General features: G+C 29.5%; 23 protein-coding genes. 5 read left to right on the forward strand and 18 right to left on the reverse strand.

Going from position 1 to position 26,707, the window contains the following annotated elements; all coding sequences use genetic code 11:
• Positions 1–48: 48 nt before the first annotated feature.
• On the forward strand, positions 49–5,391 hold the full coding sequence (locus tag ABIN73_05365; protein ID MEO0269149.1) for an MG2 domain-containing protein: 5,343 nt from the start codon (positions 49–51) through the stop codon (positions 5,389–5,391).
• Positions 5,348–7,657 (forward strand): penicillin-binding protein 1C, encoded by a 2,310-nt coding sequence (pbpC, locus tag ABIN73_05370; protein MEO0269150.1) that lies wholly within the window; start codon positions 5,348–5,350, stop codon positions 7,655–7,657. Before ABIN73_05365 ends, pbpC begins: the two co-directional genes overlap by 44 nt.
• 3 nt (positions 7,658–7,660) lie before the next feature.
• Here the strand turns inward: pbpC and ABIN73_05375 are convergent, their stop codons facing one another.
• From ABIN73_05375 to gcvPB, 14 genes are all read right to left on the reverse strand, one after another.
• Positions 7,661–7,882, reverse strand: a complete 222-nt coding sequence (locus tag ABIN73_05375) for a hypothetical protein (GenBank protein ID MEO0269151.1) — start codon at positions 7,880–7,882, stop codon at positions 7,661–7,663.
• A 46-nt stretch (positions 7,883–7,928) separates the two neighbouring features.
• Entirely contained in the window at positions 7,929–9,083 is a 1,155-nt protein-coding gene (locus ABIN73_05380) for a VCBS repeat-containing protein (protein ID MEO0269152.1), read from the reverse strand.
• Positions 9,080–9,847: a class I SAM-dependent methyltransferase gene (locus ABIN73_05385; GenBank protein ID MEO0269153.1), complete on the reverse strand. Its 768-nt coding sequence runs from the start codon at positions 9,845–9,847 to the stop codon at positions 9,080–9,082. The genes ABIN73_05380 and ABIN73_05385 overlap by 4 nt, the downstream gene beginning before the upstream one ends.
• Before the next feature lies 1 nt (position 9,848).
• Positions 9,849–10,742 carry a hypothetical protein gene (locus tag ABIN73_05390; GenBank protein ID MEO0269154.1) on the reverse strand — a complete coding sequence of 298 codons (894 nt, stop codon included), beginning with the start codon at positions 10,740–10,742 and terminating at the stop codon, positions 9,849–9,851.
• On the reverse strand, positions 10,739–12,223 hold the full coding sequence (locus tag ABIN73_05395; GenBank protein ID MEO0269155.1) for a radical SAM protein: 1,485 nt from the start codon (positions 12,221–12,223) through the stop codon (positions 10,739–10,741). Before ABIN73_05395 ends, ABIN73_05390 begins: the two co-directional genes overlap by 4 nt.
• The gene (locus ABIN73_05400; GenBank protein ID MEO0269156.1) at positions 12,220–12,645 is read right to left on the reverse strand and encodes a DoxX family protein; all 426 of its coding nucleotides are present in this window, start codon (positions 12,643–12,645) and stop codon (positions 12,220–12,222) included. Before ABIN73_05400 ends, ABIN73_05395 begins: the two co-directional genes overlap by 4 nt.
• A gap of 14 nt (positions 12,646–12,659) precedes the next feature.
• Positions 12,660–13,190: a hypothetical protein gene (locus tag ABIN73_05405; GenBank protein ID MEO0269157.1), complete on the reverse strand. Its 531-nt coding sequence runs from the start codon at positions 13,188–13,190 to the stop codon at positions 12,660–12,662.
• An 11-nt stretch (positions 13,191–13,201) separates the two neighbouring features.
• Positions 13,202–13,411 (reverse strand): hypothetical protein, encoded by a 210-nt coding sequence (locus ABIN73_05410; GenBank protein ID MEO0269158.1) that lies wholly within the window; start codon positions 13,409–13,411, stop codon positions 13,202–13,204.
• A gap of 1 nt (position 13,412) precedes the next feature.
• Positions 13,413–13,997 carry a YceI family protein gene (locus ABIN73_05415; GenBank protein MEO0269159.1) on the reverse strand — a complete coding sequence of 195 codons (585 nt, stop codon included), beginning with the start codon at positions 13,995–13,997 and terminating at the stop codon, positions 13,413–13,415.
• Between the two features lie 392 nt (positions 13,998–14,389).
• The gene (locus ABIN73_05420) at positions 14,390–14,887 is read right to left on the reverse strand and encodes a DUF1640 domain-containing protein (GenBank protein ID MEO0269160.1); all 498 of its coding nucleotides are present in this window, start codon (positions 14,885–14,887) and stop codon (positions 14,390–14,392) included.
• Between the two features lie 130 nt (positions 14,888–15,017).
• Positions 15,018–15,224: a heavy metal-associated domain-containing protein gene (locus ABIN73_05425; protein MEO0269161.1), complete on the reverse strand. Its 207-nt coding sequence runs from the start codon at positions 15,222–15,224 to the stop codon at positions 15,018–15,020.
• A 12-nt stretch (positions 15,225–15,236) separates the two neighbouring features.
• Complete coding sequence (locus tag ABIN73_05430) at positions 15,237–17,057, reverse strand: glutamate mutase L (protein MEO0269162.1); 1,821 nt, start codon at positions 17,055–17,057, stop codon at positions 15,237–15,239.
• A 73-nt stretch (positions 17,058–17,130) separates the two neighbouring features.
• Complete coding sequence (locus ABIN73_05435) at positions 17,131–17,409, reverse strand: hypothetical protein (GenBank protein ID MEO0269163.1); 279 nt, start codon at positions 17,407–17,409, stop codon at positions 17,131–17,133.
• Entirely contained in the window at positions 17,402–18,829 is a 1,428-nt protein-coding gene (gcvPB, locus tag ABIN73_05440) for an aminomethyl-transferring glycine dehydrogenase subunit GcvPB (protein ID MEO0269164.1), read from the reverse strand. The genes ABIN73_05435 and gcvPB overlap by 8 nt, the downstream gene beginning before the upstream one ends.
• A gap of 39 nt (positions 18,830–18,868) precedes the next feature.
• Here gcvPB and gltX point away from each other — a divergent pair, with 39 nt between their 5' ends.
• From gltX to ABIN73_05455, 3 genes are all read left to right on the forward strand, one after another.
• Complete coding sequence (gene gltX / locus ABIN73_05445) at positions 18,869–20,332, forward strand: glutamate--tRNA ligase (GenBank protein ID MEO0269165.1); 1,464 nt, start codon at positions 18,869–18,871, stop codon at positions 20,330–20,332.
• 90 nt (positions 20,333–20,422) lie between these two features.
• Positions 20,423–20,971: a thioredoxin family protein gene (locus tag ABIN73_05450; protein ID MEO0269166.1), complete on the forward strand. Its 549-nt coding sequence runs from the start codon at positions 20,423–20,425 to the stop codon at positions 20,969–20,971.
• A gap of 9 nt (positions 20,972–20,980) precedes the next feature.
• Positions 20,981–22,978 (forward strand): thioredoxin domain-containing protein, encoded by a 1,998-nt coding sequence (locus ABIN73_05455; protein MEO0269167.1) that lies wholly within the window; start codon positions 20,981–20,983, stop codon positions 22,976–22,978.
• On the opposite strand, the gene priA is transcribed toward ABIN73_05455, so the two are convergent.
• From priA to ABIN73_05475, 4 genes are all read right to left on the reverse strand, one after another.
• A complete protein-coding gene (gene priA / locus ABIN73_05460; protein MEO0269168.1) occupies positions 22,955–25,069 on the reverse strand; it encodes a primosomal protein N' in 2,115 nt (704 codons plus the stop codon). The two genes, ABIN73_05455 and priA, sit on opposite strands and share 24 nt — an antisense overlap.
• A gap of 11 nt (positions 25,070–25,080) precedes the next feature.
• Positions 25,081–25,572: a metallophosphoesterase gene (locus ABIN73_05465; GenBank protein ID MEO0269169.1), complete on the reverse strand. Its 492-nt coding sequence runs from the start codon at positions 25,570–25,572 to the stop codon at positions 25,081–25,083.
• Positions 25,573–25,695: 123 nt separating this feature from the next.
• On the reverse strand, positions 25,696–25,968 hold the full coding sequence (locus tag ABIN73_05470; protein MEO0269170.1) for an HU family DNA-binding protein: 273 nt from the start codon (positions 25,966–25,968) through the stop codon (positions 25,696–25,698).
• Between the two features lie 56 nt (positions 25,969–26,024).
• On the reverse strand, positions 26,025–26,707 hold a 683-nt coding region (locus ABIN73_05475), incomplete at its 5' end, for a GGDEF domain-containing protein (protein ID MEO0269171.1).

Consider the following 26,707-nt stretch of genomic DNA (forward strand, 5'->3'; position numbering starts at 1 on the left):
AAAAACTTTTAAATTGAAAGAATTTAATTAAGAGTTATAAAATTTACTATGAAGGATAAAAAAATTTTTTTTATTTTATTATCATCATTTTTTATTTTAATAATTTTAGTTATATCTCTTTTAATTATCCTCTTAAAACCTGAAAAAGAGAAAAAAATAAAAGAAGGTTTAATAAAGGTCCAAATTGAAACTCAGGGGGAACTTGATTATATTCCTAATGAAATACCTATTCAATTTTCCAGAAAATTCTTAGGGGCTGAGGGAATAATTATTGAAGAGGAAGAGATTAGTAATTTTATCCTAATTGAACCCTTTATAAAGTCTTATGGAAAATGGGTATCTGAAAATACATTTGTAATTTATTTTTTAGAAAGACCTGAACTTGATAGAGATTATACTATAAAATTATTAAAAATCCCCTTAAAAGCTGAAGTAGAATCAATAACTCCCATCAAAATAAGTTTTAAAACACCACCCTTTAAAGTTTTAAATGCCTCTCTTTTCTCAATTGAAAAGAAAAAAGCAAGTGTAAAAATTGAATTTAATGAGTCTTTAAATATTAAAGAAATACTCAATAAAGAGATAAAAAAATTTTTAAAAGTTCTTGATTCAAAAAATAATGAGGTTGAGATTGTTGATATACAGAGATTTCAACAAAACCTTGAAGAGATCCTTTTGACCTTTTCTATCACAAAAGCACCAGAAAAGTATAAATTAGTTGTTTTAAAAGGACTCAAAAGCACAAGAGGTTTCCCTTTAAAGGAAGATTACGAGTTTGAGATTCCAATTGGATTTCATGAAAATCCAATAAGTGTCCTGTCTTACAATGTGGAAGAAATAGAAGAGGGATTTATGATTACCTTTAATCTTTCATCTCCAGGGGAAGAAAAATTTAAAATTATTAATAAAAACCTTTCGGCACTAATAAGAATTAACCCGCCAATTTCTTTTAAAGCACAAACTTCGCAAAATTACATATACATTTTAGGGAATTTCAGCCCTGATAGGGAATATGAAGTAATTCTTAAATCAGGAATAAAGAGCGAAAAAAGTGCTCTTTTATCTGATTATAAAGTTAAAATAAAAATTCCGGAGAAAAAGGAAGTTCTTCAATTTCTTTACAGGGGAAGGTATTTTGGGAAAAAGGGAGAATGGAAATTACCTTTAAAAATTTCAAAAATAGATTCTTTAAAAATGAATATAGTTTATGTGCCACCCCAGAATGTTCTTTTCTGGTATTCAAGAGACTGGGGAGAAATTTATTCTTTTAGAAGCTACGGAGAAGAAGTAGTAAAAAATTATAAATTAGAGGTAGAAGAAAATAAAAAATTGTTATGGATTGACCTTAAAGATTTTTTAAAGGAAATTGAAAAGGGGATTTATTTAGTTGAAGTTTTTGGAAAAACAAAGAAAAATAGATTCTTAAGTGATAGAATTGTTGTATGCATATCTGATATTTCCCTTATAGTAAAGTGGAGTGATAAATACATATATGTTTGGGCACTTTCATCCTCAACCCTTGAACCTGAACAGAATGTTAATATTGAAGTAAGATCAAGTAAAAACTTTTTAACAGGTAAAGGTATAACAGATAATAACGGCTTTTGTAAAATACCGATTTTAAAAAAGGAAAGAGAACCCTATATAGTTTTTGCAGAGAAGGATAGGGAATGGACATACATGCATATTCCTTCCCTGAGGTTAAAAAAGGAAGAGTTTGAAATATACGGAGAAGACCCTTATATTCCTTATCTTACTTATATTTATCCTGAAAGAAATCTTTATAGACCAGGTGAAGAAATTCATTTTGCAGTAATTGTAAGAGAACCAAAAACCTTTAAAGGAGTTTCAATTCCTCTTAAAGTTATTATCAGGGATCCGAGAGGTAAAGATGCACTTTCCTTAACCGGTAATACAGATCAATCGGGTATTGCTGAATTTTCTTTCCCAACAACTCCTGCATCACCAACTGGAAAGTATATGATTGACCTTCAAATTGGTGATAGAGTCCTTACCAATAGTTATGTTTTTGTTGAAACTTTTGTTCCAGAAAAAATGAGTATAGATATTAAAATTCCTGAAAAGATAAACATTTACGAAAAATTCCCTGTAAATATAAAAGCAGAATATCTCTTTGGAGCACCTGCTTCTCTTGAAAGTTATTCAATCTGGATAAAGGCAAGTGAAACTGAATTTAAACCTTCAGGATATTACGGATACTCCTTTGGAACTATAAAAACACAAGATAAGGCTTTACCCTATTATCAATCAGAAAGAATTTATGGAAAACTTGACGAAAAAGGTGAAGCTGAAGTTTTCATGCAGGTTCCAAAGGATATTACCTTTTATGAGCCTATCAATTTAGAAATAAATGTGGAAGTTACAGAAGGGGGAAGCGGCAGGGTAAGTTCAAAAAGTTTAAGTAAAATAATTCATCAGAGACCCTTTTATATAGGGCTTATTTCAGACATTAAAAGAATAAGAGAAGGATTCCCTGTTAAAATAAAGGGGGTTCTATTAAAACCTGATGGCTACTTTTATACAAATAAAACAAAACTTACTTACAGGGTTTATATGTTAAAATGGTCTTACAGCTATTATTACTATGAGGAAGAATATGAATACTATGAAGGGGATAGTCACTGGGAATCTAAATCACTTAAAATACCTGTTTCAGAAGAAAAGGAAGTAATTGCTGAGGATGGAAAATTTTCCTTTACCTTTACTCCCCAGAGTTCCTATTATGATTATCTTGTTGAGGTTACTGATGAAAAAAATCTTGCCTTTAGTGAGTTAAAAATATCAGGGTGGGGATGGTATTATGAAAGAGATTTTGTGGAATCACCCGAAATAATTCCTATAAGCGTCGATAAAAAGGAATATGATGAAGGTGAAATTGTTAATGTGGAAGCACTTTTACCCTTTGAGGGAAAAATTTTATGGACTGTGGAACTTGATTCTATTTACATTAGGGAAATTAAAGAATATAAGGGAGAACTTGCAAATTGGTCATTTAAAGCTCCTTCAGGTGTTTCAACTGTTTATATAAGTGCTCTACTTGTCAGGTCAGGTGAAAATTATCTCGTTCAAAGGGCTTATGGAATTCAGAAAATAAGAATAAGACCCAAAAAAATTCATCTTGATTTAAAAGTAGAAGTTCCGGAAAAGATAAAACCTGGAGAAGAACTTTTAATAAAAGTTAAAGGTGGAGAAAAATTTAAAGGAACTATTTCAATTGTGGATGAGGGAATTCTTCAGATTACCTCTTTTAAGACACCTGACCCATATAACGGTATTTTGAAAGATTTAGGATTAATTTTAAATACAGCAGAATCTTTTGGATGGATTATAAAGAAGTTTTTAGAAAAAACAGGGGGTGGACTTGCTGAAAGGGAAGAAGAATTTGTATCACCAAGATTTACAAAACTTGTTTCCTACTGGAGCGGAATAATTGAAAGTTCCTCTGATGGGAAAATTGAATATAAAGTTAAAATTCCTCAATATAATGGAAAATTGAGAATAATGATTTCAGGAGTTAATGAAAAAAAACTTGGAAGTGCTGAAAAAGAAGTAATAGTAAAAAGCGATGTTATTGTTTCTCCAACAATTCCAAGATTTATGTGCACAAATGATGAGTTCAGTTTCCCGATTACAATTATAAATACAACCAAATCAATTAAAAGAACTGAAATTAAAGTATCACTTGAAGGAGCAAAATCTGAAGAAGATAAATTTATTGTTACAACACCTGCTGAAGGAAAAAATATTATATGGGTAAATTGCAAGGCAGATAATATGCCAGGTTCAATTAAAATAAAAATTGAAGGAAATAGTGAGGGAGAAAGGTACTATGAAGATTTTGAAATTCCACTTTATCCAAATAAGCCTTATATAACTAAAACAGAGTATGTAAAAGTTACTCCTGATAAAAATGATTTATCACAATATTTTGAAGAATTTTATCCAAAAGCCCATGACGTAAATCTAATACTTGCTCCAATACCAGGTCTTACAAGACTAAATCATTTAAAATATGTTATTTCCTATCCTTACGGCTGTATAGAGCAAACATCAACAAAAACCCTTCTCCTAATTAAACTTAAAAATCTTTTACCCTTCATAAACCCTGAAATTACACAAGATAAATATACGGATATGGTAAATTCAGGAATAAGAAGGATAATATCAATGCAAACTCCTTCAGGTGGTTTTGCCTTCTGGCCTGGAGGAGGAGATCCAGAACCCTGGGCAAGTGCTTATGCAACACTTGTTTTAATTGAAGCAGAAAAGGAAGGATTTTTTGTTCCTGAAGGAGTTATAGAATCTGCGCTTAATTACCTTGATGCAATTTATGATAAAAACGGGCTTACATACTATGTTCTTGCAAGGGGCGGCTATCTTTCTAAAAAGAAAGAATATTTAGATAGAATTATAGCTCTTTCAAGAAAGGAAAAATTTGATGTTCCAAGCGGAATTTTTGTTTGTGGAGCAATAAATGAATTAGGTAAAAAAGAAGAGGCAAAAAATCTCCTTGAAAAAGTTTTAAAAGAAGAAGAACCAAAAACAAGGAGATATTCCTTTGACTTTTATACTCCCCTTCAATATAAGGGAATGAAATTATTTATTACACAGACTATTGACCCCGCTAATTCTGAAATAGAAAAACTTCTAATAGAAATTGGAGAAGCTCTTTCAAGAAAAAGTTTCTATTATACTACACAGGAACTTGCATGGTGTTTAGCAGGAATAGGAATGTATATGGAAAGATTTGAAAGAGAGAAATATGATGTTGAACTTTCAATTGATGGTAAAAAATATAAACCCTATGAGGGGAAAGGTGTTTATTCATGGTTTTTAAAAAATATAGGTGGTAAAAAAGTTTCGCTTAAAATAAAATCAAAGGAAAATCTGTATCTCTGTATTGAAAACTCAGGTTTTTCTAAAAGGGGAGAAAGTTTTAAAGCGGAAATAAATGGTCTTTATTTAAAAAGGAAAATTTATACCTTTAAAGGAGAAAAAACTGAAAACGCAGAACAGGGTGATTTACTTGTTGTAAAAATTGCTGTCAAATCAACAGGTTATTATGAAAATGTTGCAATAGAATCACCCATTCCGGCAGGTCTTGAAATTGTAAATCCAAGAATTGAAGAAACAAGCTTACCTTTCTGGGTAAAAAGAACAAAAATAATGACACCTACATATGTGGATATAAGAGATGATAGAATAATTTTATTTGGAAGTGTTATGCCAGATACTCTTTATTATTATTACTTAACCCGTGCTGTAACTCCTGGAAAATTCTTTACATCTCCTGTCAGGGGATTTGTTATGTATAATCCAGAAATAAATGGTAACTCCGATGCCTTTTATTTTAAAGTTAACAAAAAATAAATATTCAATTTTTTTAATTTTTGTTTCTATTTTCCTTTTTTTAATTTATTTTATTCCTTTACCTGAAAATATAAATCCTGAATGGTCAAAAATTGTTAGGTTCAGAGATGGTTCTCCAATGAGGGTTTATATAACCTCTGATGAAAAATGGAGAATCTTTATACCCCTTGAAAAAATTGATCCACTCTTTGTTAAAACAACAATACTCTATGAGGATAAATATTTTTATTATCATCCTGGTTTTAACCCCTTTTCCCTTTTGAGAGCACTCATTCAGAACATAAAGGAAAGGAAAATTGTTTCAGGTGGTTCAACAATAACAATGCAATTAGCAAGGATTCTTGAACCAAAGGAAAGAACAATAATAAACAAAATTATAGAGATTTTTAGAGCAATTCAATTTGAATTAAGACTCGGTAAAAAGAAAATACTTGAACTATACCTAAATATTGCACCTTATGGAGGAAACATAGAAGGAATAGGGGCTGCGATGCTTTTCTATTATGGAAGATTACCTATAAATATGACACCTGAGGAAGTCGCTTTTTTAGTTTCACTTCCCCAGTCTCCTTCAATAAGATTTCAAAAGGAAAAAGATAAGATAATAGGAAGAAACAGGGTTTTAAAAATTATGTTTGATAAGGGTCTAATAAGTGAAAGGGATTACTTTGAAGGATTAAAAGCGCACATACCTGAATTAAAAAAGGCTCCCTTTTATGCTCCCCATATAAGTGATTTTCTTGTTTTGAATTATTCTCAAAATGATATAAAAAGCACCATTGATAAGGAAATTCAACAAAAAATTGAAAATATTGCAAAATCTTACAAAAAGAGAATAAGGGATATGGGGGCAACAAATTTAAGTGTTGTTGTAATTGAAAATAAAACAAGAAAAGTAAGGGGGGCTATAGGTTCTCTTGATTATTTTGATAAGGAAAATCAGGGTGAGGTGAGGGGTTTCTATGCTTACAGGTCTCCTGGTTCTACTTTAAAACCCTTTCTTTATATTCTTGCAATAGAGGATGGACTTATTAACCCTTTATCACTTATTGAGGATGCACCTTACAAATTTGGTGATTTTGAACCTGTAAATTTTTTGAAGGATTTTAAAGGACTTGTAAAAGCTGAAGAAGCCCTTTCTAATTCTTTAAATATCCCCTTTATATTAATTTTAAAAAGATATGGGTATTCAAGATTTGTCAGAAAATTAATGGAAGCTGGTTTAAAAGGTCCTCTAAGTTTTGAAAAATACGGGCTTCCAATAATAACAGGTGGTATGGATACAAGACTCTTAGATTTAACAAATTTATATGTAACAATTGCAAAAGGTGGTATGCATGGTAAATATGTTTTAATTGAGGATGAAAATACAGAAGAGAAGGAACTTTTTAATAAAGGAGCCTGTTTTTTAGCATTAAAAGCACTATCAAAAAGATCAAGACCCGATGCTCCAAATTTAAAAAAATTTGTTATGCCCTCAGGAAGAATATGCTGGAAAACAGGAACCTCTTTTGGTAGAAGGGATGCATGGTCAATTGGATTTCAGAAAGACTTTACAGTTGGTGTATGGGTTGGAAATTTTAGTGGTGAAGGTTCTGACAGTATTATTGGAGTAAAATTAGCTGCACCGATAATGTTTGATATAATAAAGGCAATAGAAAAACCTTTTAATGGATTCTTTGACTGGGAATATAAAGCAATTAATGAAATAGATTCAGTTGAAGTATGTGCCTTTTCAGGATATAAAAAGGGAAATGCTTGCAGTGAAACAAAACTTGCACCAATGTTAAGGAATGCTCACACTTATATAGAATGTCCCTTTCATAAGAAGTTTATTATAGAAAAGAAAACAGGATACAGAGCAAATCCTTATAAAAATTACAAGAAAAATGAAATTGTTGAAAAAACCTTTATTGTATTTCCCCCGCCAGTTCAGAAAATTTTAGGTGGTAAGGGAAAACCCCCTGAATTTCCCCCTGATTTTAAAATTGTTGAAAAAAAGGAAAAATTGAAAATATTAAGTCCTATTGATAATGCCTTATATTTAATTCCCAAGGGGATAAAAAGGGCATCAAAAATTCCCTTATTGGGTTTTACCTCAGCAAAAAAAGATACTATATTCTGGTTTTTAAATGGAAAATTTATTGGCAGGACAAGGTCAGGTGAGGTTCTTGAGATAGAACCTGATGAAGAAGAAGTTGTAATTGCAGGTCAGGATGCATCAGGTAACACTGAAGTTGTTCGTATTCAGGTTATAAGGGAATAAAATTTATAAATATAAAAAAAATTTATATCTCTTTTCAGGGATTCTGTAAAGTTTTTTATCTATAAAAAGTTCAATATAAAATTTTACAAAGTTTAATCTCTTAAAAGGAGGGAATCTTCCATAAAACTTTTTCTCATTACCAAATAAAGGGGAAGGGAAAAAACTTTTATTCTTATAAAAAAAGAGAATACCTTTTTCTAAATTAACCTCCCTATCAAAATTCAAAACAATATCATAAAAAATTCTGTTAAAAATCTTTCTCCTTAATAACTTAATCCTTATCCTCATTGCCTAAAAAACCATTACCATAATTTCCCCTGAATCTTTTAAAGCTTGATTTTTTTCCCTCTGTTTTTATAACAAAAAGTTTTCCATCAAAACTCACATTAACAATTTCAAGTAACCCATCACCATCCAGATCCTCAATATAAGGAGTTGCCACAAAAGAATTTGAAAGTTTTACAGGATTAAAAAGCCTTTTACCTTCTCTATTTACAACATAATAATTACCCTCATAATCAAAAATCACTATTTCCTCATATCCATCATTGTCAAAATCAAGGGTACAGGGTGATGAAATTGAGGGACTTTTAATCTTAAAGGGAAAACATTCAAGAATTTCTCCCCTTATATTGAAAACATAGAGAGCATCAGAAATAACAATTATCTCTTTAAAATTATCACCATCAATATCAGCAATACAAGGAGATGAAATCGTAAAACTCTTAAATCTATAAGGAAAATTTTTTAGATAATTACCAGTAAAATCAAGAACATGCAAACTGTTATTTGTAACTATAATTTCATTTTTTCCATCAAAATTAATATCATCAATAACTGGACTTGCCCATATATAAAAGGAAAGATCTTTTTTGAATTTTAATTCTATATTATTACCATCAAAGTAACCGAGATATAAAAAATTATCCCAGGAACAGAAAACAAAAAAATTTTTACCATTTAACTTAAAAAGAGAGGGAGAAGAAGAAATAAAACCTAAAGTTTTATATCTAAAAATTTTTTCACTTTTAATTATATAAAGATAAAAATCATCGGAACCAAAAATTATCTCCTCAATACCATCCTTATCTATATCATAGATAAGTGGGGAAGAAAAAATATCACCTCCTGTTTTCAAAAATTTATAATCTATTTTATTATTCTTTATCCTTAAAGTATAAAAGTTTTTGTTATCAGAACCAAAATATAAGAAAATGCTCTCATCTTTTTTTGTTATATAAGGTGTTGAAGCAACTGGACCTGATATTTTCAAAGGAAAGGGGTTTATAAATTTAAAATTCAAAGGATCTATAACAAATATACTTTCACTCAAAACTATAATTTCCTTTATTCCATCAGAATTTATATCATATACAATAGGTGAAGATGTAAAACTTTCCTTAAGATCAATTTTTTTTATAATCATTTTCTCTGAATAACAAAAATAAGTTGTTCACCCATTATGTTAAATGGATATCTTAAAAAAAGGAAATTTTCTATTTTAAATAATATTTTTAAAATAAAAGAGGGCAATTTTCTGTGAGGTCTTAAATAGGATGGCGGAACCAAAAATGGGAGTGCAAATATTTTTATCACCCTGAAATTTTTCTTTAAACATCTTATTACATATTTATAGGAATAATACCTTGCTATACAATCGTATTCTTTTCCATCAACTGTTATCTTTCCATAACCCTTTAATCTCTTTTTAAAAAAGTTATATTTCCTAATTAGAAAAAAAATAAAATCAAAAAAATAGAACCTATTTATAATAGAGAAAACAAAAATTGAATTTTTCTTTAAAACTTTACTTAATTTATCAAAAAAGGATTCAAGTTCATAAAGACAATTTAAAACGCCAAAGGAAGAGTAAGCACCATCAAATTTTTTCCTCAGAAGGTCAATATCTTCGGCTTTCATATTTATTAAATAAACTTTTCCATTTTTTATTTTTTCCTTCGCCCTTTTTAACATTCCTATACTTAAATCAAGGGCTAAAATTTTCTTTACCCTTTTTACCATAAACTCTGTATCTGTTCCTGTTCCACAACCAATTTCAAGTAAAAAATTCTTATCCTTTAAATAATTTTCCAAAATTAAAAAATTTATCCTTCTGAAATTTAAATCAAAGTCTTTCTTTTTTTCATCATAGATTTCTGAATAAAAGTCCCAAAAATCTTTTTCCTTCAATTCAGCTCAAATTCAATTTTTTTATTCTTCTTTCAAATTCCTTTTCTATTATAGTAATTGTATCTCTCGGATGTATTTTGGCAGAATTTTCATTTATACCTTTTACAATTATATCCCTTATATTATCTTTATATTTTTTTTCAAAATAATTTTTGGTTAAACTTAAAAACTTTTTTTCCAATTTATCAAAAATTCCGTAGGAAAAAATTTTTTCAAGAAAATATTTTAATTTTAAAAAAAGAGGAGGATAAGATTTATTTCCATTTCTTTTAAAATTTGGTAAATAAGTATTTATCCAACTATTACTTTCAAGAAACAAATCATAGTAAAAAGTATTGTAAACAGGGAGGAGGCTTGCAATTTCTACTGCATAAAAAATGTTTTTTTCTTTGATCTCTAAATCTTTATCTGAAATTATATAATTAGGACATAAATATTTATAGGAATTAAAAAGAAAAAACCTTTTAAAGGCAACAAGAAAGAATCTCAAAAAAAATACCCTTTTACTTCTTGCAATTATAAAGTAATCTATATCACTCTTTTTACCCGCAACTCCCTTTGAAATGTCACCGGAAATCATAATAGCCCTGACAAAAGGAAAAGAAGATACTATCCTTATTAAAAGCTTCCCCCTTTTAAGAAGAGTTTTAGCCCTTTTTTCACCAAATTTTCTTATTTTTACTATACTTTCTCTGCCCTTTAGATAAATATAACCATCTTTACTTTGAATAAGACCTTCTTTTAAAAGTTCATTAAGTTTTTTTTCAAATTCTTTTTTTTCTATCTTTATATCAAAAAGAAAATTGTAAAGTTCTTCCTCTTTTAAAGGAAATTTAAAAATATCAAAATAGCAAAGAGTTTTTAATATTGATTTCTCAATAGAACTTCCACTCATCTTCCAAAAGCAGGAATAAATTTTATCTTGTTTAGAAAGGGAAATTTTGAAAGGAGAAATCCCAAAAAATTTACAATAATCCTTATAACTATAAGTTCTATTTTGTTTTTAAAATAAAGCCTTTTAAAACTTTTTTCTCTTAAGAATTTCTCATCCTTCCACTCTCTATAAAAAAGTCTTATAACCCACCTGTAAAAAGTTGTATTAAATTTTTCCCTTTTAAAAAGAAGTCTATTTTCTGCTGTATAATCCCAATCCATAAGATAATTGAACTCATCAAAGTGGAGCCTATTTCTTACATTTTCATAAAACTCTGTGCCCGGAAGTGGATAAGCAACTGTTACACTGAATTCATCAGGTAAAGTATCCCTTAAAAGTTTTATTGATTTTTTTATATCCTCAAAATCCTCTCCCGGATAACCCAACATCATAAAAAAGTGAGTTTTAACTCTGTATTTTTTACATAATTCCGAAGCCCTATATATATCTTCAACTTTTGTTCCTTTTTTCATAGAGTCAAGAACTTTTTGGGAGCCAGATTCTGCACCGAAATAAATCTTTATCATTTTTAAATCCTTAAGTGCTTTCATTAACTCTTCATCAATAAGGTCAACTCTCGAAAGACATTCAAAAGGAATTGCTGCATCCCTTTTTAAAACCTCATCTCTCCACTTAAAAACAAAATCTCTTTTTATACCTGTTATATCATCAACCACTCTCAAAAAATCAGGATTATATTTATCTTTTATAAGCTTCATTTCTTCTGCTACATTTTCAGGACTTCTTATTCTCAATTTTCTCCCAAATACAGATTTCTGACACCACTTACAACCATATGGACAGCCCCTTGAATTAATTATAGAAAGAGAAAAAACACCGTGTTTTTTTCTCCACATTCTTTCATAGGGTTCAAAATCAACAAGTTCCCTCGCTGGAAAGGGAATTGAATCAAGATCCTCTACAAGTTTTCTTTCACCTGTAAAAAAAACTTTATCATCTTTTCTTATATAAATTCCCTCAATATCCCTTATATCTTCCTTATAATCTCCCTTCTTAAAAAAATGATTCATAAGTTCACAGATAGTAATTTCACCTTCACCTTTTACAACCACATCAACAGGAAAATCACCTCCATCTTTATAAAGCAGATATCTTTCCGGAATAGCTGAAGGGTCAGGACCACCAAGAATAACCTTTGCTCCATAATTTTTTGCAATCTGAGCTATAATCAGGGAATTTCTTCTCACTGTCATCAATGCCTGAATACCCACAAATTCGGGTTTATTTCTTTTAACAAATTCCTCAAAATCAATATAATCCTCTTTAAAAGCACAATCAAAAATTTCTACATCATAACCTTCTTTAATCAAACTTGAAGCAATATATAAAAGTCCAAGTGGAAAATAGGGAGCCTGAATCCTTTGCTCCACTGGGTCCTTCTTTATAAATAAAGCATGAACTAAAACAATTTTATTTTTCATAGTCTATTTGTAAAAAAGGATTTAAACTTCCTTTCCAAAGAAAAACTATCAGAACCTTTTAAAAAAATAAAAAGAATAACAATAAAATTCTCTATTGCATGAGAAGCACCAAGTAAACTATCTCCTCTTCCAAAATGATAAAAAATTGCAACAATCATCGTAAGTGCAATAAAAAAAGAGGCTGGTCTTATAAATAAACCGAGCATTAAAAGTAAACCACCTAAAAATTCAGAAATAGAAGCCATAAAACCAAAAAAGGTTGGGAATACATTTATACCAATATAACCTGTTGCTTTCCCAATTTTAGCCCAAGTTTCAGGACCACCCTTTATCTTGGGCAAACCATGAACAAAAAAATACATAAAGCCAAATAAAAATCTCAAAAGAAAAAAATATAAATCATCCTTTATTTTATTTCCCATAATCTAATTTTTTATTACCAGATAATTGTCCCCACTGATAAAAGGATTACACCGAATGATAAAAGCATCAAATTTCTATGCGTATAATAAAGGTTATAATCAGGTTTTGTCCTTGCAGAATAAGCCATATAAGCACCGTACCCCATCAAAGAAGCCGAAGTTAAAGACAAAATCATATGGATAGTCCTTTTCTTTCTTCCCTCTTTTTTATTAATCAATTTAAAGTAGCTATAAGAACCTGTTAAACCATTAGTTAAATAAAGGCTGAAAGTTAAGTATCCGAAAACCTTATGCGTATACCTTAAACCCTGTGGTGGTAATTTACCTTCATTATAGTATCCATATAGAATTGTTGCCCCGAGGGCAGCATTTGTTAAACCTGATATAAGAGCAGTATAACCTGTAATTCTGTGTAATTTCAGAAGAAAGAAATCCTCTTTGAAAGTATCAGTTTTTTTTTCTTTAAGGTATTCTTTTGAAATATCCTGAGCAGATAGATATCCAAAAATTAAAAAAACTAAAACTATTTTTTTATTAAATAACATTTTATTCCTCCTCAAAAAAAAACTTCAAATTCATAAATTTTTTCTTTTCCATTTATTTTTAAAATAAGGGGAAGTAATATTTCACCTACATTTTCCTGATATTCCTTTATAGTGTGCATTATTAATCCAAAAGTTAATACGTATGCTTCAAATTCAAAATTTCCACTTAAAACTAAAAGCCTATAACTCAAAAGTATAAAGAGTAAATATTTAGGTAACATTTTATCTTATAACCTTTATTTTAACTATACCTGAAAGAAATATTTCATCAGGAGCATAGGTTATAACCCTTCCAAAAGCTCCAAGACCTTTTATTTCCGGAGGCCTTATACCGAAATCAGTAAATTTTGACTTTATTTCTGTTTTTAAAAGATAGGAATTTTCTCTTTCTTTTTCGTATAAGACATTTAAATCATAAACCTTTGAAACTCCCTTTACAGTTAATTTACCTTTTATAAAAAAATTGCCTTTATTTTTCATAATAGCTTCCTTAACCTTAACTGTATCAAGTCCAAGAGGCTCAAAAATTATTTCTTTAAATTTTTGGGATTCAAGGATAAAAGAGACATCTTTATCTCTCCTTGAATTTCCTGACACAAAATAAGAGGATTTTATAATAATCTTACCTTCAATTTTGTCACCATCTTTAATAAATTCCCCCTTTATACTATCATTTCTCCCTTCAATTGTATGGGTCATCATTCCAAAAAAAGCCTTGGCATCAACTCTGTATTTAACAAAACCTTCCTCAATAAAAAACTTAGAGGGTAATTGAATAAATAAATATAAGATTAAAAAATTATTCATAGTTTCTCCTTTCCCTTTTTCTCATGTGTAAAAATTTAAAATGAAAAAAATAAAAATAAATAAAAAAATGAATAGCATATTAAATTATAAATTAAAAAAAATTAAAATTTCAAGTTTTTGTAGAATACCATAACATTTTAGACTGATAAGGATTATTAATATATGTTTTTAAAAAATAATCAAGGAGAGAAAAATTATTTAAAGATTTATGATGTTTTTTAGTATTACAAAAGAAAAGGTAATTAATTAACTCAATATTGAATTTTTCTGGATCAATAAGTTACAAGGAGTGCCTACTACAAAATGTTCCTGTATGATCCTCTTTAAATCTTTCAACATAGGCATTTTCTCATAAAATCCTTTATATTTCACCTTAATTTTCCTCTCTATCATTATTTAATAAATTTTAGAAAGGTAAAAAATATTAGGGTCATAACACTTATTTGTCCTACCCAGAATATAAACATCCATTTTATTATGTTCGCATAACTCCTTGAAAATTCAACTCTTAATTTTCCTGTTTCCTCAGTTATCCTTTTATCAAGTCTTGCAGTTTCTTCAGTTATCCTTTTATCAAGTCTTGCAATATCTTCAGACCTTAATTTGTTAATCTCTTCAGTTATTCTTTTGTCAAGTTTTGCACTTTCTTCAGTTATCCTTTTATCAAGTCTTGCAATATCTTCAGACCTTAATTTGTTAATCTCTTCAGTTATTCTTTTATCAATCTTTGCTGTTTCTTCAGCAAGTCTCCTTTCATATTTTTCAGTCTGTAACTCAATTAAATCAATTTTCAGTTTTTCATTAGAGGCATTTAAAAGTTCAATTAATGCATCAACACCATCCTCCCCAAGTTTCTCCCTTAATACCTTTGGAATAGTTATTATTTTCATAATTTAAATTATAAAGAAAAGATACGAAAAACTCAAATATCTGTAGAATACAATAACAATATTGAATTTTTGGTTTAATTTACTGTATGATCCTTTTTAAATCTTTCAACATAGGCATTATTATATCTCTTTAAAATTTTTCAACCACATACCCAAGCAACTCAATTTCCTTTTTAATTTCAATAAGCTTTTCTTTATTTTCAAGTAAAAATTCTGCTTCATTTTTTTCAAGGGATACATTTATTTCCTTTGCTCCCATTCTTTCGAGGACTTTTGTTATACTTCTCACACATCCCTGACAGGTCATTCCCTCAATTTTTATCTTAATTTTTTCCATTTTAAAACCTCCTTATCTTTTTAAAAGTTCAAGGAAACTTTCTTTTGGATAAACATCAAGGGATAAAATCCATTCTGAAAACATATTCACCCTTTCCCCTTCATCTTTCGGAATTTCAAGAGGTCTTCCCCTTCCATCAAGTATAATTCCAACCACCCCACCCCTTATCTCCCTTTCCACTTTCTTTCCAGGACCTTCTCCAAGATCAAACCCTTTCTCTGGTTCTGCTATCACCTTAGCCTTTTCACCTATTCCAAGTGGAACTCTTTTTAATTCACCAAATTTAATTTCTATTTCTATTTCTTCTCCATTTTCTTTTATTATCTTTAAATAACATGTTTTTTTACCCTTTTTACCTATCCCCTTTGGTGCTATACAGGTTCCAAGCCATATGAGACAATCCTTTTCAAAAACTTCCATAGCCGATTTTTCATGAACTGTTGAAAGAACACCGAGATGGGGCATCATAAAGATTGAATCCACTGTTAAATAAGTGAAACCTTCTGGTTGAAAGGCATCTATCATCATTAAAGCAGCTTGATTCCTTCTCGGAGCATGAGAAAGAACTCCTCCTGAACCGATAATCATACCCAAGGTCATCATATTCACAAGTGTTTCTCCTGTCATTGTCTGAGCAAAAACATCAGAAATTGTTCTTTCCTGCTGAATACCTTTTAAACCAACAGCCATCTGCTTGTGCTGTAAAAGAGCAAGCCTTAAAGCTTCTCTTGCTATTGCCTGTTCAACTATAAGATCTTCAAGAGTTTGAGGTATTGTTGTTGGTCTTATCATCTTATTTCTTATTCTGTTTCTTAATTCACTTTCCTTTATTTTAAATGGAATCCATCTAAGTATATTTTCCATACCAGCCTCAACCATTACATTTGAAATCGAATAACTCATTCCAAGATTAGCACTTACAGTTCTATTAAATATTCCCTGAAATACACTGAATACATCAGTGGTTGCACCACCTATATCAACTCCCAGAACCTCTATACCTTCCATTTCAGCCACTTTCTGCATTAAAAGCCCAACCGCACCAGGTGTTGGCATTATTGGAACATCAGTCCAGCTCATAAGTTTTGGATAACCAGGAGCATGAGCCATAACATGTTCAAGGAAAAGGTCATGAATTTTATCCCTTGCTGGCTTTAAATTTTCGACTTCAAGAACAGGTCTTATATTATCAACAAGAGAAAGAGCTGTCTTATCATCTAAAATTTTTTTTATATCTTCCCTTGCATCCTTATTTCCAGCATAAATTACAGGTAACTTGTAGCTTACTCCAAATCTTGGTTTTGGTTCAGCAGCTCTTATTAACTCTGCAAGTTCAATTACATGTTTTTTTGTTCCTCCGTCAATTCCACCTGCAAGAAGTATCATATCAGGTCTCAATTGTCTTATAAGTTCAACCCTTTTATGAGGCAATCTTCCATCATTTGAAGCAATTGTTTCCATTACAATAGCACCTGCACCGAGAGCTGCTCTTGCTGCAGATTCAGCTGTCATACTTTTAACAACCCCTGCAACCATCATCTGAAGTCCCCCACCTGCTGAAGAAGTTGAAACATATAAATCAACACCCTTTTTATCTTCTGCTCCTTTTATTATTTTCTCTCCATCAAGAATCTGAATTCCTGTTAGTTCTTCAAGTTCCCTAAAAGCATTTAAAGCTCCCTTTGTAACATCCTCAAAAGGTTTTTCTACTGTAGTAGGTGCCTCACCTCTTGCTACAAGAGAATATCTATCTCCTCTTTTTTCAATTAAAATAGCCTTGGTAGTAGTACTCCCACAATCAGTTGCAAGGATCCGTCTTGGTTCTCTTTCCATATTAAATTAAATACTTTTAAAAGGTATTGAACCCATTTTATTTTAAAATTTATTGTTTTATTATTTCAATTTTTCACCTTTTTTCTGAAAGCTCCTCAATTTTTCTTATGAGTTTTTCAATATTTTCTCTATCCTCAAGCATCCTGTAAAACCTTTCATAATCCCTAAAGGAAAAAATTGACCTTATTATCGGTTCAAAAGCTACAAGAACACTTGAAGCAATAAAGGAAAGAGGTTTTATTGACTCAAATATAATTATAAAAATTGTCTCTAATTTTAAATCACAAATTCTACTTGCAATTTTTTCTATAAGGTCATCATAAGTTTCTTTATTATTTAAATTATTACTCACTAAAATTATACCTTACGTCAAGATCCTTATTTGCTTTTGCCTCATCTAACCTTTTTACTGGAGTATTATGAGGAGCATTTTTTACAAGGTCAGAATTTTCTTCAATTTCCTTCATTATCTTTTCAATAACCTCTGCAAATGCATCAAGAGTTTCAAGGGATTCTGTTTCGGTGGGTTCAATCATTAAAGCCTCCTTAACAATCAAAGGAAAATACATAGTTGGAGCATGAAATCCATAATCAAGGAGTCTTTTAGCAATATCAAGTGCTTTAACACCATATTTTCTTTTAATGTTTTCAGCAGATAAGACAAACTCATGCATAGATGGTCTATCAGGATAAGGATTTTCAAAATATTTTTCAAGTTTCCTTCTTAAATAATTAGCATTTAAAATTGCAAATTCTGAAATTTTTCTTAAATTTTCTCTTCCGACCCTTAAAATATAGGCAAAGGCTCTTATCCATATAAGTGGATGACCGTAAAAAGCATGAACTTTACCTATTGAATGGGGAAAATCATAGGAAAGTTCAAAATTACCTTTTCTTTCAACAATTCTTGGAACTGGAAGATATTTTTCAAGAAACTTTTTAACACCTATTGGACCTGAACCAGGACCTCCTGCTCCATGGGGTGTAGAAAATGTTTTGTGTAAATTAAAGTGCAAAATATCAACTCCTGCATCTCCTGGTCTTGTTATACCAAGCAGGGCGTTTAAATTTGCTCCATCCATATAAAGGAGAATATCCTTTTCATGTAAAATCTCCGAGATCAGTTTTATATTGGATTCAAACAAACCGAGGGTATTTGGATTTGTGATCATAAAGGCAGCAACATCCTCATTTACCTTTTTTCTTAGCTCATCAATATCAACAAGACCTTGAGAATTTGACTTTATTTCTAAAGCTGTGTAACCTGCAAGGGTCACTGAGGCTGGATTTGTTCCGTGTGCAGAATCCGGAATTAAAACATATTTTCTCGGATTACCTTTTTCTGTATGATATTTCCTTACAATTAACATTCCTACAAGCTCGCCATGAGCACCTGCAGCAGGCTGTAATGTAATTGCATCCATTCCTGAAATTAAAGAGAGAAAATTTTCAAGTTCTTTAGCTATTTTCAAAATTCCCTGAACTGTAAAAGCAGGCTGAAGGGGATGAAGTTCTGTAAAATTTGGGATACTTGCAAGCTCCTCATTTAACCTGGGATTGTATTTCATTGTGCAGGAACCAAGAGGATAAAACCCGTAATCCACAGAATAATTTTTTCTTCCAAGTCTATCAAAGTGTCTTATAACTTCATTTTCCTTTAAATCAGGAATACGAGGGGGTCTTTTTCTTTTAAGGTATTCAGGAATAGTAGAAGGAATCTCAAAATCCCCCTCCCTGATTCTATTTTTAAATTGTGAAAATATATTTCCCATAATTTAATTTTAAGATTTTTATAACTTATAATCAAAATTATGAGTGTAAGACTACGATTTGCCCCTTCACCAACTGGTGTCCTTCATGTAGGAGGAGTTAGAACTGCTATATATAATTACCTATATGCAAAAAATAGAGGAGGAAAATTTTTATTAAGAATAGAAGATACAGATGTTGAAAGATCAAAAGAAGAATGGACCCTTATAATACTTGATGGTCTTAAGTGGCTTGGAATTGAATGGGACGAAGAAATAGTATTTCAAAGTAAAAGGATCAATATTTATAAAGAATATGCAGAAAAACTTGTAAAAGAAGGGAAAGCCTACTTTTGTTTCTGCACAGAAAAAGAACTTGAAGAAGAAAGAAATTTGCAGAAACTTGAAAAAAAACCAATTAAATATTCAAGAAAATGCTTAAAAAGAAAAAAGGAAGAAATTGAAAAACTTTTAAAAGAAGGAAGAGAAAAAACTATTAGATTTTATATACCTGAAGGTGAAACAAAATTTATTGATTTAATTCACGGAGAAATTATCTTTAAAAATGAGGAAATTGAAGATTTCATAATATTAAGAAGTGATGGAACCCCAACTTACAATTTTGCCTGTGTAATAGATGATAACTATATGGGCATAACCCATGTTATAAGAGGTGACGACCATATTTCAAATACACCCAAGCAAATACTTTTATACAATGCCCTTGGTTTTAAGATTCCAGAATTTGCACATTTACCAATGATTTTAGGACCTGATAGAAAGAAATTATCAAAAAGGCACGGAGCAACTTCTGTTCTTGAATATAAAGAAGAAGGATTTTTACCAGAGGCTTTATTTAACTTTCTTGCACTCCTTGGCTGGTCTCCTGGTGAAGACAGGGAAATAATATCAAAGGAAGAAATGATAAAAATATTTGATATAAAAGATTGCAGAAAAAGTGCAAGTATTTTTGACAGAAATAAATTATTATGGCTTAATTCAGAATATATAAAAAGAAAAGATTTGGATGAACTTGTAAAAATTTCTATTGAATTTTTAAGAAAAGAAAAATGGTGGAAAAAGGAATTTGAAAAAGATACAGATTATTTAAAAAAAACAATAGAACTCACAAGGGAAAGGGCAAAAGTTTTAAAAGATATTCCTTATTTAATTGAATACTTTTACATAGATGAATTTGGCTATGATATTGAGGCAGTTGAAAGATATTTTGCTAATCCAAAGGTATTCGAAGGTCTTGAGGAAATAAAAAGTGAATTTGAAAAACTCTCAGAATGGAATGAAAAAATAATAGAAGAAGTAGTAAGAAAAGTTGCTGATAATCTGGAAGAAAAACATGCCTTTTTAATTCATCCACTTAGACTTGCAATGACAGGAAGAAAAGTTGGACCCTCCCTTTTTAAACTAATGGAACTTCTCGGAAAAGAAAAATGTATTGAAAGGATAAGGAGAATTATAAAAGAACTGTGGGGCTATATTCCAGGTAAAACGGAGATAAAAAAAGAATAAACTTTTAACCCTTGAAACATTAAAATATTTCCATTATATTTATAAACTGGTTCAATTCCATATTCTTTAAAAATTTAAAAGGAGTTTAAAATGGCAGTTGAATCATATATAATTCCCATTGGAACAAAAATGCCTGACTTTGAATTAAAGGACCCTTTTGGAAAAAAATTTTCCTCAAAAGAACTAATGGGAGAAAAGGGATTACTGATTGTTTTTACCTGTAATCACTGTCCATATGCAAAGGCAATATGGCCAAGACTTTTAAAACTAGGAAGAGAAATAAAAAGTAAAGGGATAAACACAGTGGCAATAAATCCTAACTCAAAAAATCCCGAGTATCCCGAGGATTCTGTTGAAGAAATGAAAAATAAAATAAAGGAATGGAAAATTGACATTCCCTACCTTGTAGATGAAACCCAGGAAATAGCAAAAAGTTATAAAGCTCAATGCACCCCTGATATATATTTAGTTGATAAAAACATGAGACTTTTTTACCACGGAAGATTTGATGACAACTGGAAGGATGAAAATCTTGTAACAAGAGAAGAATTAAAAGAAGCCTGCTATAAACTCATTAATGATGAGGAACCTCCTGAAATTCAAAAACCCTCAATAGGTTGTTCTATAAAATGGGTTTAAATTAAAAATTTGAAGCAAAACAAATTAAAAAGAGAAAAAAGTCCCTACCTAAGGTCTTACGCTGATTCACCTGTTAATTTCTATCCCTGGTCTTATGAAGCCTTTGAAAAAGCTTTAAAAGAAGATAAACCAATTTTTTTATCCATAGGGTATTCCTCCTGCCACTTTTGTCATGTTATGAAAGAGGAAAGTTTTTATGATGAAGAAGTTGCAAAAATATTAAATGAAAACTTTATATCAATTTTAATTGATAGAGAAGAAAGACCAGATATTGATAACTTTTATATGAATTTATCCTTCTACCTCACAAACAAAGGCGGATGGCCACTCACAATTATTATGACTCCTGATAAAAAACCCTTTTTTATCTCTACCTATATTCCAAAAACTCAAAAATTCGGATTAAGAGGAATTATTGATATTTTAGAAGAAATAATAAAATTATGGAAAGAAAAAAAAGAGGAAATAAAAACCTATGCTGATAACATAATAAAAAATTTTGAAAGGCAAGAAAAATTATTACCAATTGAAATTGAAATAAAAAAAGAAGAGTTTAACTGTATTTTTGATAGATTATTTTTATATTATGAAGAAAACTTTGATGAAATAAATGGTGGATTCGGATATTCACCTAAATTTCCCACACCACAAAATAACTATTTTCTTTTAAGGTATTATAAAGTTAAAGGAGAAAAAAGGGCACTTTTAATGGTAGAAGAAACTCTTAAAAACTTGCGTAAAGGGGGAATATTTGACCAGATAGGCTTTGGTTTTTTCAGATACTCAGTGGATAAGGAATGGAAAATTCCACATTTTGAAAAAATGTTATATGACCAAGCACTTTTAATTTTATCTTACCTTGAAACATACCAAGTTACAAAAAATGATTTTTATTTAAAAACAGCTCTTGAAATCTTTGAATTTCTTGAAAGGGAAATGAAACATAAGGATGGAGCCTATTTTACAAGTATTGATGCAGATTCAGAGGGAATTGAAGGAAAATATTACTTATGGAATTATGAAGAATTAGAAAAAAATTTAGATAAAGAAGAATTTGATTTTATAAAAAAATACTTTGAAATAAATAAAGAAGGAAATTTTGAAAATAAAATTATTTTTCATTCAAAAAAATTAATTGAGGAAGAAAATCAAAAAACATGGAAAAATATAAGAAAAAAACTTTTAAAAATAAGGGAAAAAAGAATAAGACCTTTTACGGATTACAAAATTCTAACTGACTGGAACTCCCTTTTAATGATTTCACTTCTAAAATTATACAAGGTTACTGGTGAAGAAAAGTTTTTAAATTCTGCACTTAACATCTATAACTTCATAAAAAACAATTTAATCAAAAATAAAAAAATATTTCATGAAAATATTGAAGGAGAAACAAATTTAGAAGGATTCTTAGATGATTATTCATTTTTTATATGGGCACTTATTGAATTATATGAAACAATTTTTGATAATAAAATACTTGAAGATATCGTTTATTATACAGATTATGTTATTGAAAAATTCTTAAATAAAGAAAATTACATATTTAATTTTACAGAAACAGAAAAAAATGATTTGCCTTTTGAAAATCAATCAATTTTTGAATCCTCTTACCCTTCCGGAAACTCTGTTATGCTTTCTAATTTAATAAAATTATATTTTATAACAGGTGAAGAAAAATATTACAATTTTTCTAATAAAGCATTAAAAACACTATTCAATTTTTTAAAAGAAGCTCCCTACGCTTTTTCTTTTCTTTTAAGTAACATTTTTTATTTCAATGAAAACACTCAGCTCGTGATCCTTGGTAATGTAAAAGATGCAATTGAATTAAATTTAGAAATTAATAAAACATTTGAACCTTTCACATTGTTAATTTTGAAACAAAAAGAGGATGAAATTTATAAAAAAATAGATGAGAAAACAACCTATTTTTTATGTAAAAACTTTAGTTGTGATTTAAAAACTCTTGATAAAAATTTAATCTTAAATAAAATCATAGGGGTTTAAATCCAGCTTAATTTTTGAATTTAATGGAACAAGGTCTAAAATCTTTTTAATTAAATTTTTATCCCACACTTTCAATATCAATCTATTCCTGTAAAAGCCTTTGATTTTTGCTATTGGGGGAACAGCAGGACCTAAAATTTCAAGAGGAATAGAACTTTTTTTAATTTTCTCTTTTATATATCTCAATATATCCTCACCATCCTCAGGAACTTTTGTATTTGTCTCTATTAAAATGAGATTTGAAAAGGGTGGGTATTTGAGTTTTTTCCTTTCTTCCAGTTCCTCTTTATAAAAACCTTCAATATCAAAATTCATAACTTTTTCAAAAATTTTTTCATCAGGATTATAGGTTTGAATAATTGTTTTACCTTCCTTTCTGACTCTACCTATTAATTGAATTAGCCTTTGGAACATCCTTTCCCTTGCTCTGAAATCAGGAAAATTCAAATCCTCATCTGCACATAAAAAGGCAGCAAGTCCAACATTTGGATTATCAAGCCCCTTTATAACCATCTGAGTTCCTACAAGTATATCAATATTTCCTCTAATAAAATCATCAAAAACTTCAAAAACTTTTTTTCTTCCAGATATTGCATCCCTGTCCATTCTTTTAATAATTCTTTTAGGAAATAAAGATCTTAATTCTTCTTCAATTTTCTCAGTTCCAAAAGAAGAAGTTTTTAAATTTATAGATTTACAATTTGGGCAAACTTTTAGAGCCTCCTCTTTCCACGAACAGAAGTGACATAAAAGTAAATTTTTTCTTTTATAATAGTTAAGTGAAATGGAACAATTCGGACAATAAGGTATAAATCCACATGTTTTACATTGCATAAAATGAGCAAATCCCTTTTTATTTATAAATAAAATAACCTTTTTATTTTTACTTAAAACATCTTCAATATCCTGAAGTAATTTACCTGTAAGATAAAATCTACCTGGCTCATCCCTTAAAGATATAATTTCTACCTTGGGATTCTTATAACCAGAAATTCTTTCAGGTATAAAAAAATATTTTCCTTCTACTTTTGATTTATTATAAATTTCTAAGGAAGGGGTTGCTGTTCCAAAAACTATAGGTATATCTTCAAGTTCTGACCTTTTTATTAAAATATCCCTTGTATGATAAAATGGTTCTCTTTCCTTTTCTTTATAGCTTTCTTCCTGCTCCTCATCTACTATAATTACACCGAGATCTTTAAAAGGGAGAAAACTCGCTGATCTTGCTCCAACTACTACACAAGGTTCATCAGAAAGTATATGATGTATAACATTCCACTTTTCATCAGGATTGAGGATAAAGGCATAGAGAAAAAGCTTATAATCTTTAAATAAAAAGTAAGGGGCAATCTGTGGTAAAAGGGAAATTTCAGGCACAAGTATAAGTGCCTTTTTACCTTCCTTTAAAAATCTTTTTACTATTTCTCTATAAATAAAAGTCTTCCCACTTCCTGTTACACCATGGATTAAAAAAATTTTTTTATTTTTTTCTTCAAAAAATCCTTCAATAATCCTCTTCTGAATTTCAGTTGGTTTATCTGGTAAATTTATTTCACTTAATTTAAAATCGAAAAATTTTTGTTTTTTACCCTTAAATAAAAATTCCCTTTCAATCAAATTTTTCTTTTCTAATTTTTTGAGATAACTTATAACACCACTTTTGAATTTTTTAATCAAATTTTTCCTTGAAACTCTTTTTTTAATTTTTATATATTCAAGGATAATTTTTTCTTTTTCCTCAATATTTTTTTCAAATTTTTTGAAAACATAAAATTCCCTTTCAATAAAACTTAATGAAGAAGGTATAAAAAATTGAAGCACCTTATCAAAACTTGTTCTGTAATAATCTTTACACCATAAAATCAAATCAACTACTTTTTCTGGATAGGTAAAACCAAAATAATCCTCCTCTTTAACATCTATGATTTTATTAAAATCAATACTTGGATTTTTATTTTCTTTAAGAGTAATTCCGATTCTCTTTTTACCCTTTACTTTTAAATAAAATAATGAGCCCTTAGCCAGGTTTTTTTCACTTTTATAAGTTAAAAGTGTAGGTATTCCTGTAACAATAAAATCGTAAAATATCATTAAAATTTATTTTAGAGCTTTATTAACTTTATATCAAATTTTTTTTCTTCAACCTCAATTATACCATATGTATTTACAAAAGAAAAAAATTTATCACAAACTGAACCCGGGTTAAAAAGATGAATATCTCCCATTTTTTTATTAAAAACCCTGTGAGAGTGTCCGAATATAATAAGGTCAACATTATCCCCCTCAAACTTTTTTAAAACTCTTTTTTCTATTCCAAAAGGTGCACCTGTGCCGTGATAAAGCCCCACCTTTAAGTTTTCAATTTCAAAAATTTTTTTCTCAGGCAAAATTTTAAATAAAGAAGGCTCATCCATGTTTCCAAAAACTGCATGAAGTAAAAAATTTTTTTCGAGAAACCTATAAAATTCTTCAGAAACAAAATCTCCTGCATGAATAACCCCTTCACTTTTTTCAATTTCTTTTAAAACCTCTTTTGGCAATTCCTTTGCTCTCTTAGGTATATGAGTATCTGAAATTATAACAAATTTCTTCACTTTTTCTTTTTATGTCTCATCTTTTTTCTTCTTTTTTTTAGTTTATGTTTTTTTATTTTTTTAAGTTTTCTTTTTCTTCCGCAAGGCATATTTTTTTATTAAAAAAAAGGGAATTGAACCCTTTCATTCTTCAGGTATTTTCATTTTTGGTGAAGGTTCAAAAACTATTCTCCACCTTGCTGGGATTGGAACCTTTTCCTTTGTAGCTGGATTTCTTCCTGTCCTTGGTTTTCTCCATTTTACCTTAAATATTCCAAATCCCTTTAAGGAGACCTTTTCCTTAGATAAAAGAGAATTTTTCATTATTTCTATACACTTTTCCACAACAATTTTTACATCTTTTCTTGGGAGCCCGGTCTCCTTATGTATTATCTGGATAATCTGATGCTTTGTCATTGTTTTCCCTAAAATTTAAAAGGATTTGAACCATTATAATATAATTTTAAAACCACTTATTTTTCAACTGGTGGTATAGAAAAAACGGAATTTTTTCCCATCTTTTTAGCTTCAAAAAGAGCCCTATCTGCAAGAACAAGAAGTTTTTCAGGTTTATCAGTGGAAACAGGAAAACTTGATACACCGAAACTTGCCTTAATATTGAATGAAAGATCTTCCCTCACATAAATTTTATTTTCCTCAAGTTCCCTTCTAATAGTATTAGCAATAACAACACCCTCCTCAAGAGAAGTTTTTGGAAAAATAAAAGAAAATTCATCACCACCATATCTTGAAATTATTGCATAAGAATAGTCACTGGAAATGAAAAAGTTCTTTAAAAATTCCCCCACCTTCTGCAAAACCCTTCCACCCACAAAATGACCGTGTAAATCGTTTATCTCCTTAAAATTATCAAGGTCCATAAAAATAACTGTAACTGGAAAATTACTTTTATCACTCAAAAGTTTCCTTAAAGAAACAAGGAAAAATTTTGAATTGCTTAAATCTGTAAGATCATCTTTAGTAACAAGATCCTCTATTTTTTCCTGAAAATCAATTAATTCGTATAAAAGTGAAAGAAAATAAAAAAACAAAATTTCATCATCTTTCAAATCCTTTTCTCTTGTTCCTATAAAACCTATTGTTTTGTCGTAACTAAAAAAGGGAAAAATTATTGAATCTTTTAACTCTTCAAAAA

The sequence above is a fragment of the candidate division WOR-3 bacterium genome, from assembly GCA_039804025.1.
In the GTDB taxonomy this organism is placed as follows: Bacteria; Hydrothermota; Hydrothermia; order Hydrothermales; family JAJRUZ01; genus JBCNVI01.

Excerpts from the sequence above, each read along its gene's own strand:
- ABIN73_05365 (MEO0269149.1), top strand. The coding sequence starts at position 49 with ATGAAGGATAAAAAAATTTTTTTTATTTTATTATCATCATTTTTTATT.
- pbpC (MEO0269150.1), top strand. The coding sequence starts at position 5,348 with ATGGTAACTCCGATGCCTTTTATTTTAAAGTTAACAAAAAATAAATAT.
- ABIN73_05380 (MEO0269152.1), bottom strand. The coding sequence starts at position 9,083 with ATGATTATAAAAAAAATTGATCTTAAGGAAAGTTTTACATCTTCACCT.
- ABIN73_05390 (MEO0269154.1), bottom strand. The coding sequence starts at position 10,742 with ATGAGTGGAAGTTCTATTGAGAAATCAATATTAAAAACTCTTTGCTAT.
- ABIN73_05395 (MEO0269155.1), bottom strand. The coding sequence starts at position 12,223 with ATGAAAAATAAAATTGTTTTAGTTCATGCTTTATTTATAAAGAAGGAC.
- ABIN73_05400 (MEO0269156.1), bottom strand. The coding sequence starts at position 12,645 with ATGGGAAATAAAATAAAGGATGATTTATATTTTTTTCTTTTGAGATTT.
- ABIN73_05405 (MEO0269157.1), bottom strand. The coding sequence starts at position 13,190 with ATGTTATTTAATAAAAAAATAGTTTTAGTTTTTTTAATTTTTGGATAT.
- ABIN73_05410 (MEO0269158.1), bottom strand. The coding sequence starts at position 13,411 with ATGTTACCTAAATATTTACTCTTTATACTTTTGAGTTATAGGCTTTTA.
- ABIN73_05415 (MEO0269159.1), bottom strand. The coding sequence starts at position 13,997 with ATGAATAATTTTTTAATCTTATATTTATTTATTCAATTACCCTCTAAG.
- ABIN73_05420 (MEO0269160.1), bottom strand. The coding sequence starts at position 14,887 with ATGAAAATAATAACTATTCCAAAGGTATTAAGGGAGAAACTTGGGGAG.
- ABIN73_05425 (MEO0269161.1), bottom strand. The coding sequence starts at position 15,224 with ATGGAAAAAATTAAGATAAAAATTGAGGGAATGACCTGTCAGGGATGT.
- ABIN73_05430 (MEO0269162.1), bottom strand. The coding sequence starts at position 17,057 with ATGGAAAGAGAACCAAGACGGATCCTTGCAACTGATTGTGGGAGTACT.
- gcvPB (MEO0269164.1), bottom strand. The coding sequence starts at position 18,829 with ATGGGAAATATATTTTCACAATTTAAAAATAGAATCAGGGAGGGGGAT.
- gltX (MEO0269165.1), top strand. The coding sequence starts at position 18,869 with ATGAGTGTAAGACTACGATTTGCCCCTTCACCAACTGGTGTCCTTCAT.
- ABIN73_05450 (MEO0269166.1), top strand. The coding sequence starts at position 20,423 with ATGGCAGTTGAATCATATATAATTCCCATTGGAACAAAAATGCCTGAC.
- priA (MEO0269168.1), bottom strand. The coding sequence starts at position 25,069 with ATGATATTTTACGATTTTATTGTTACAGGAATACCTACACTTTTAACT.
- ABIN73_05470 (MEO0269170.1), bottom strand. The coding sequence starts at position 25,968 with ATGACAAAGCATCAGATTATCCAGATAATACATAAGGAGACCGGGCTC.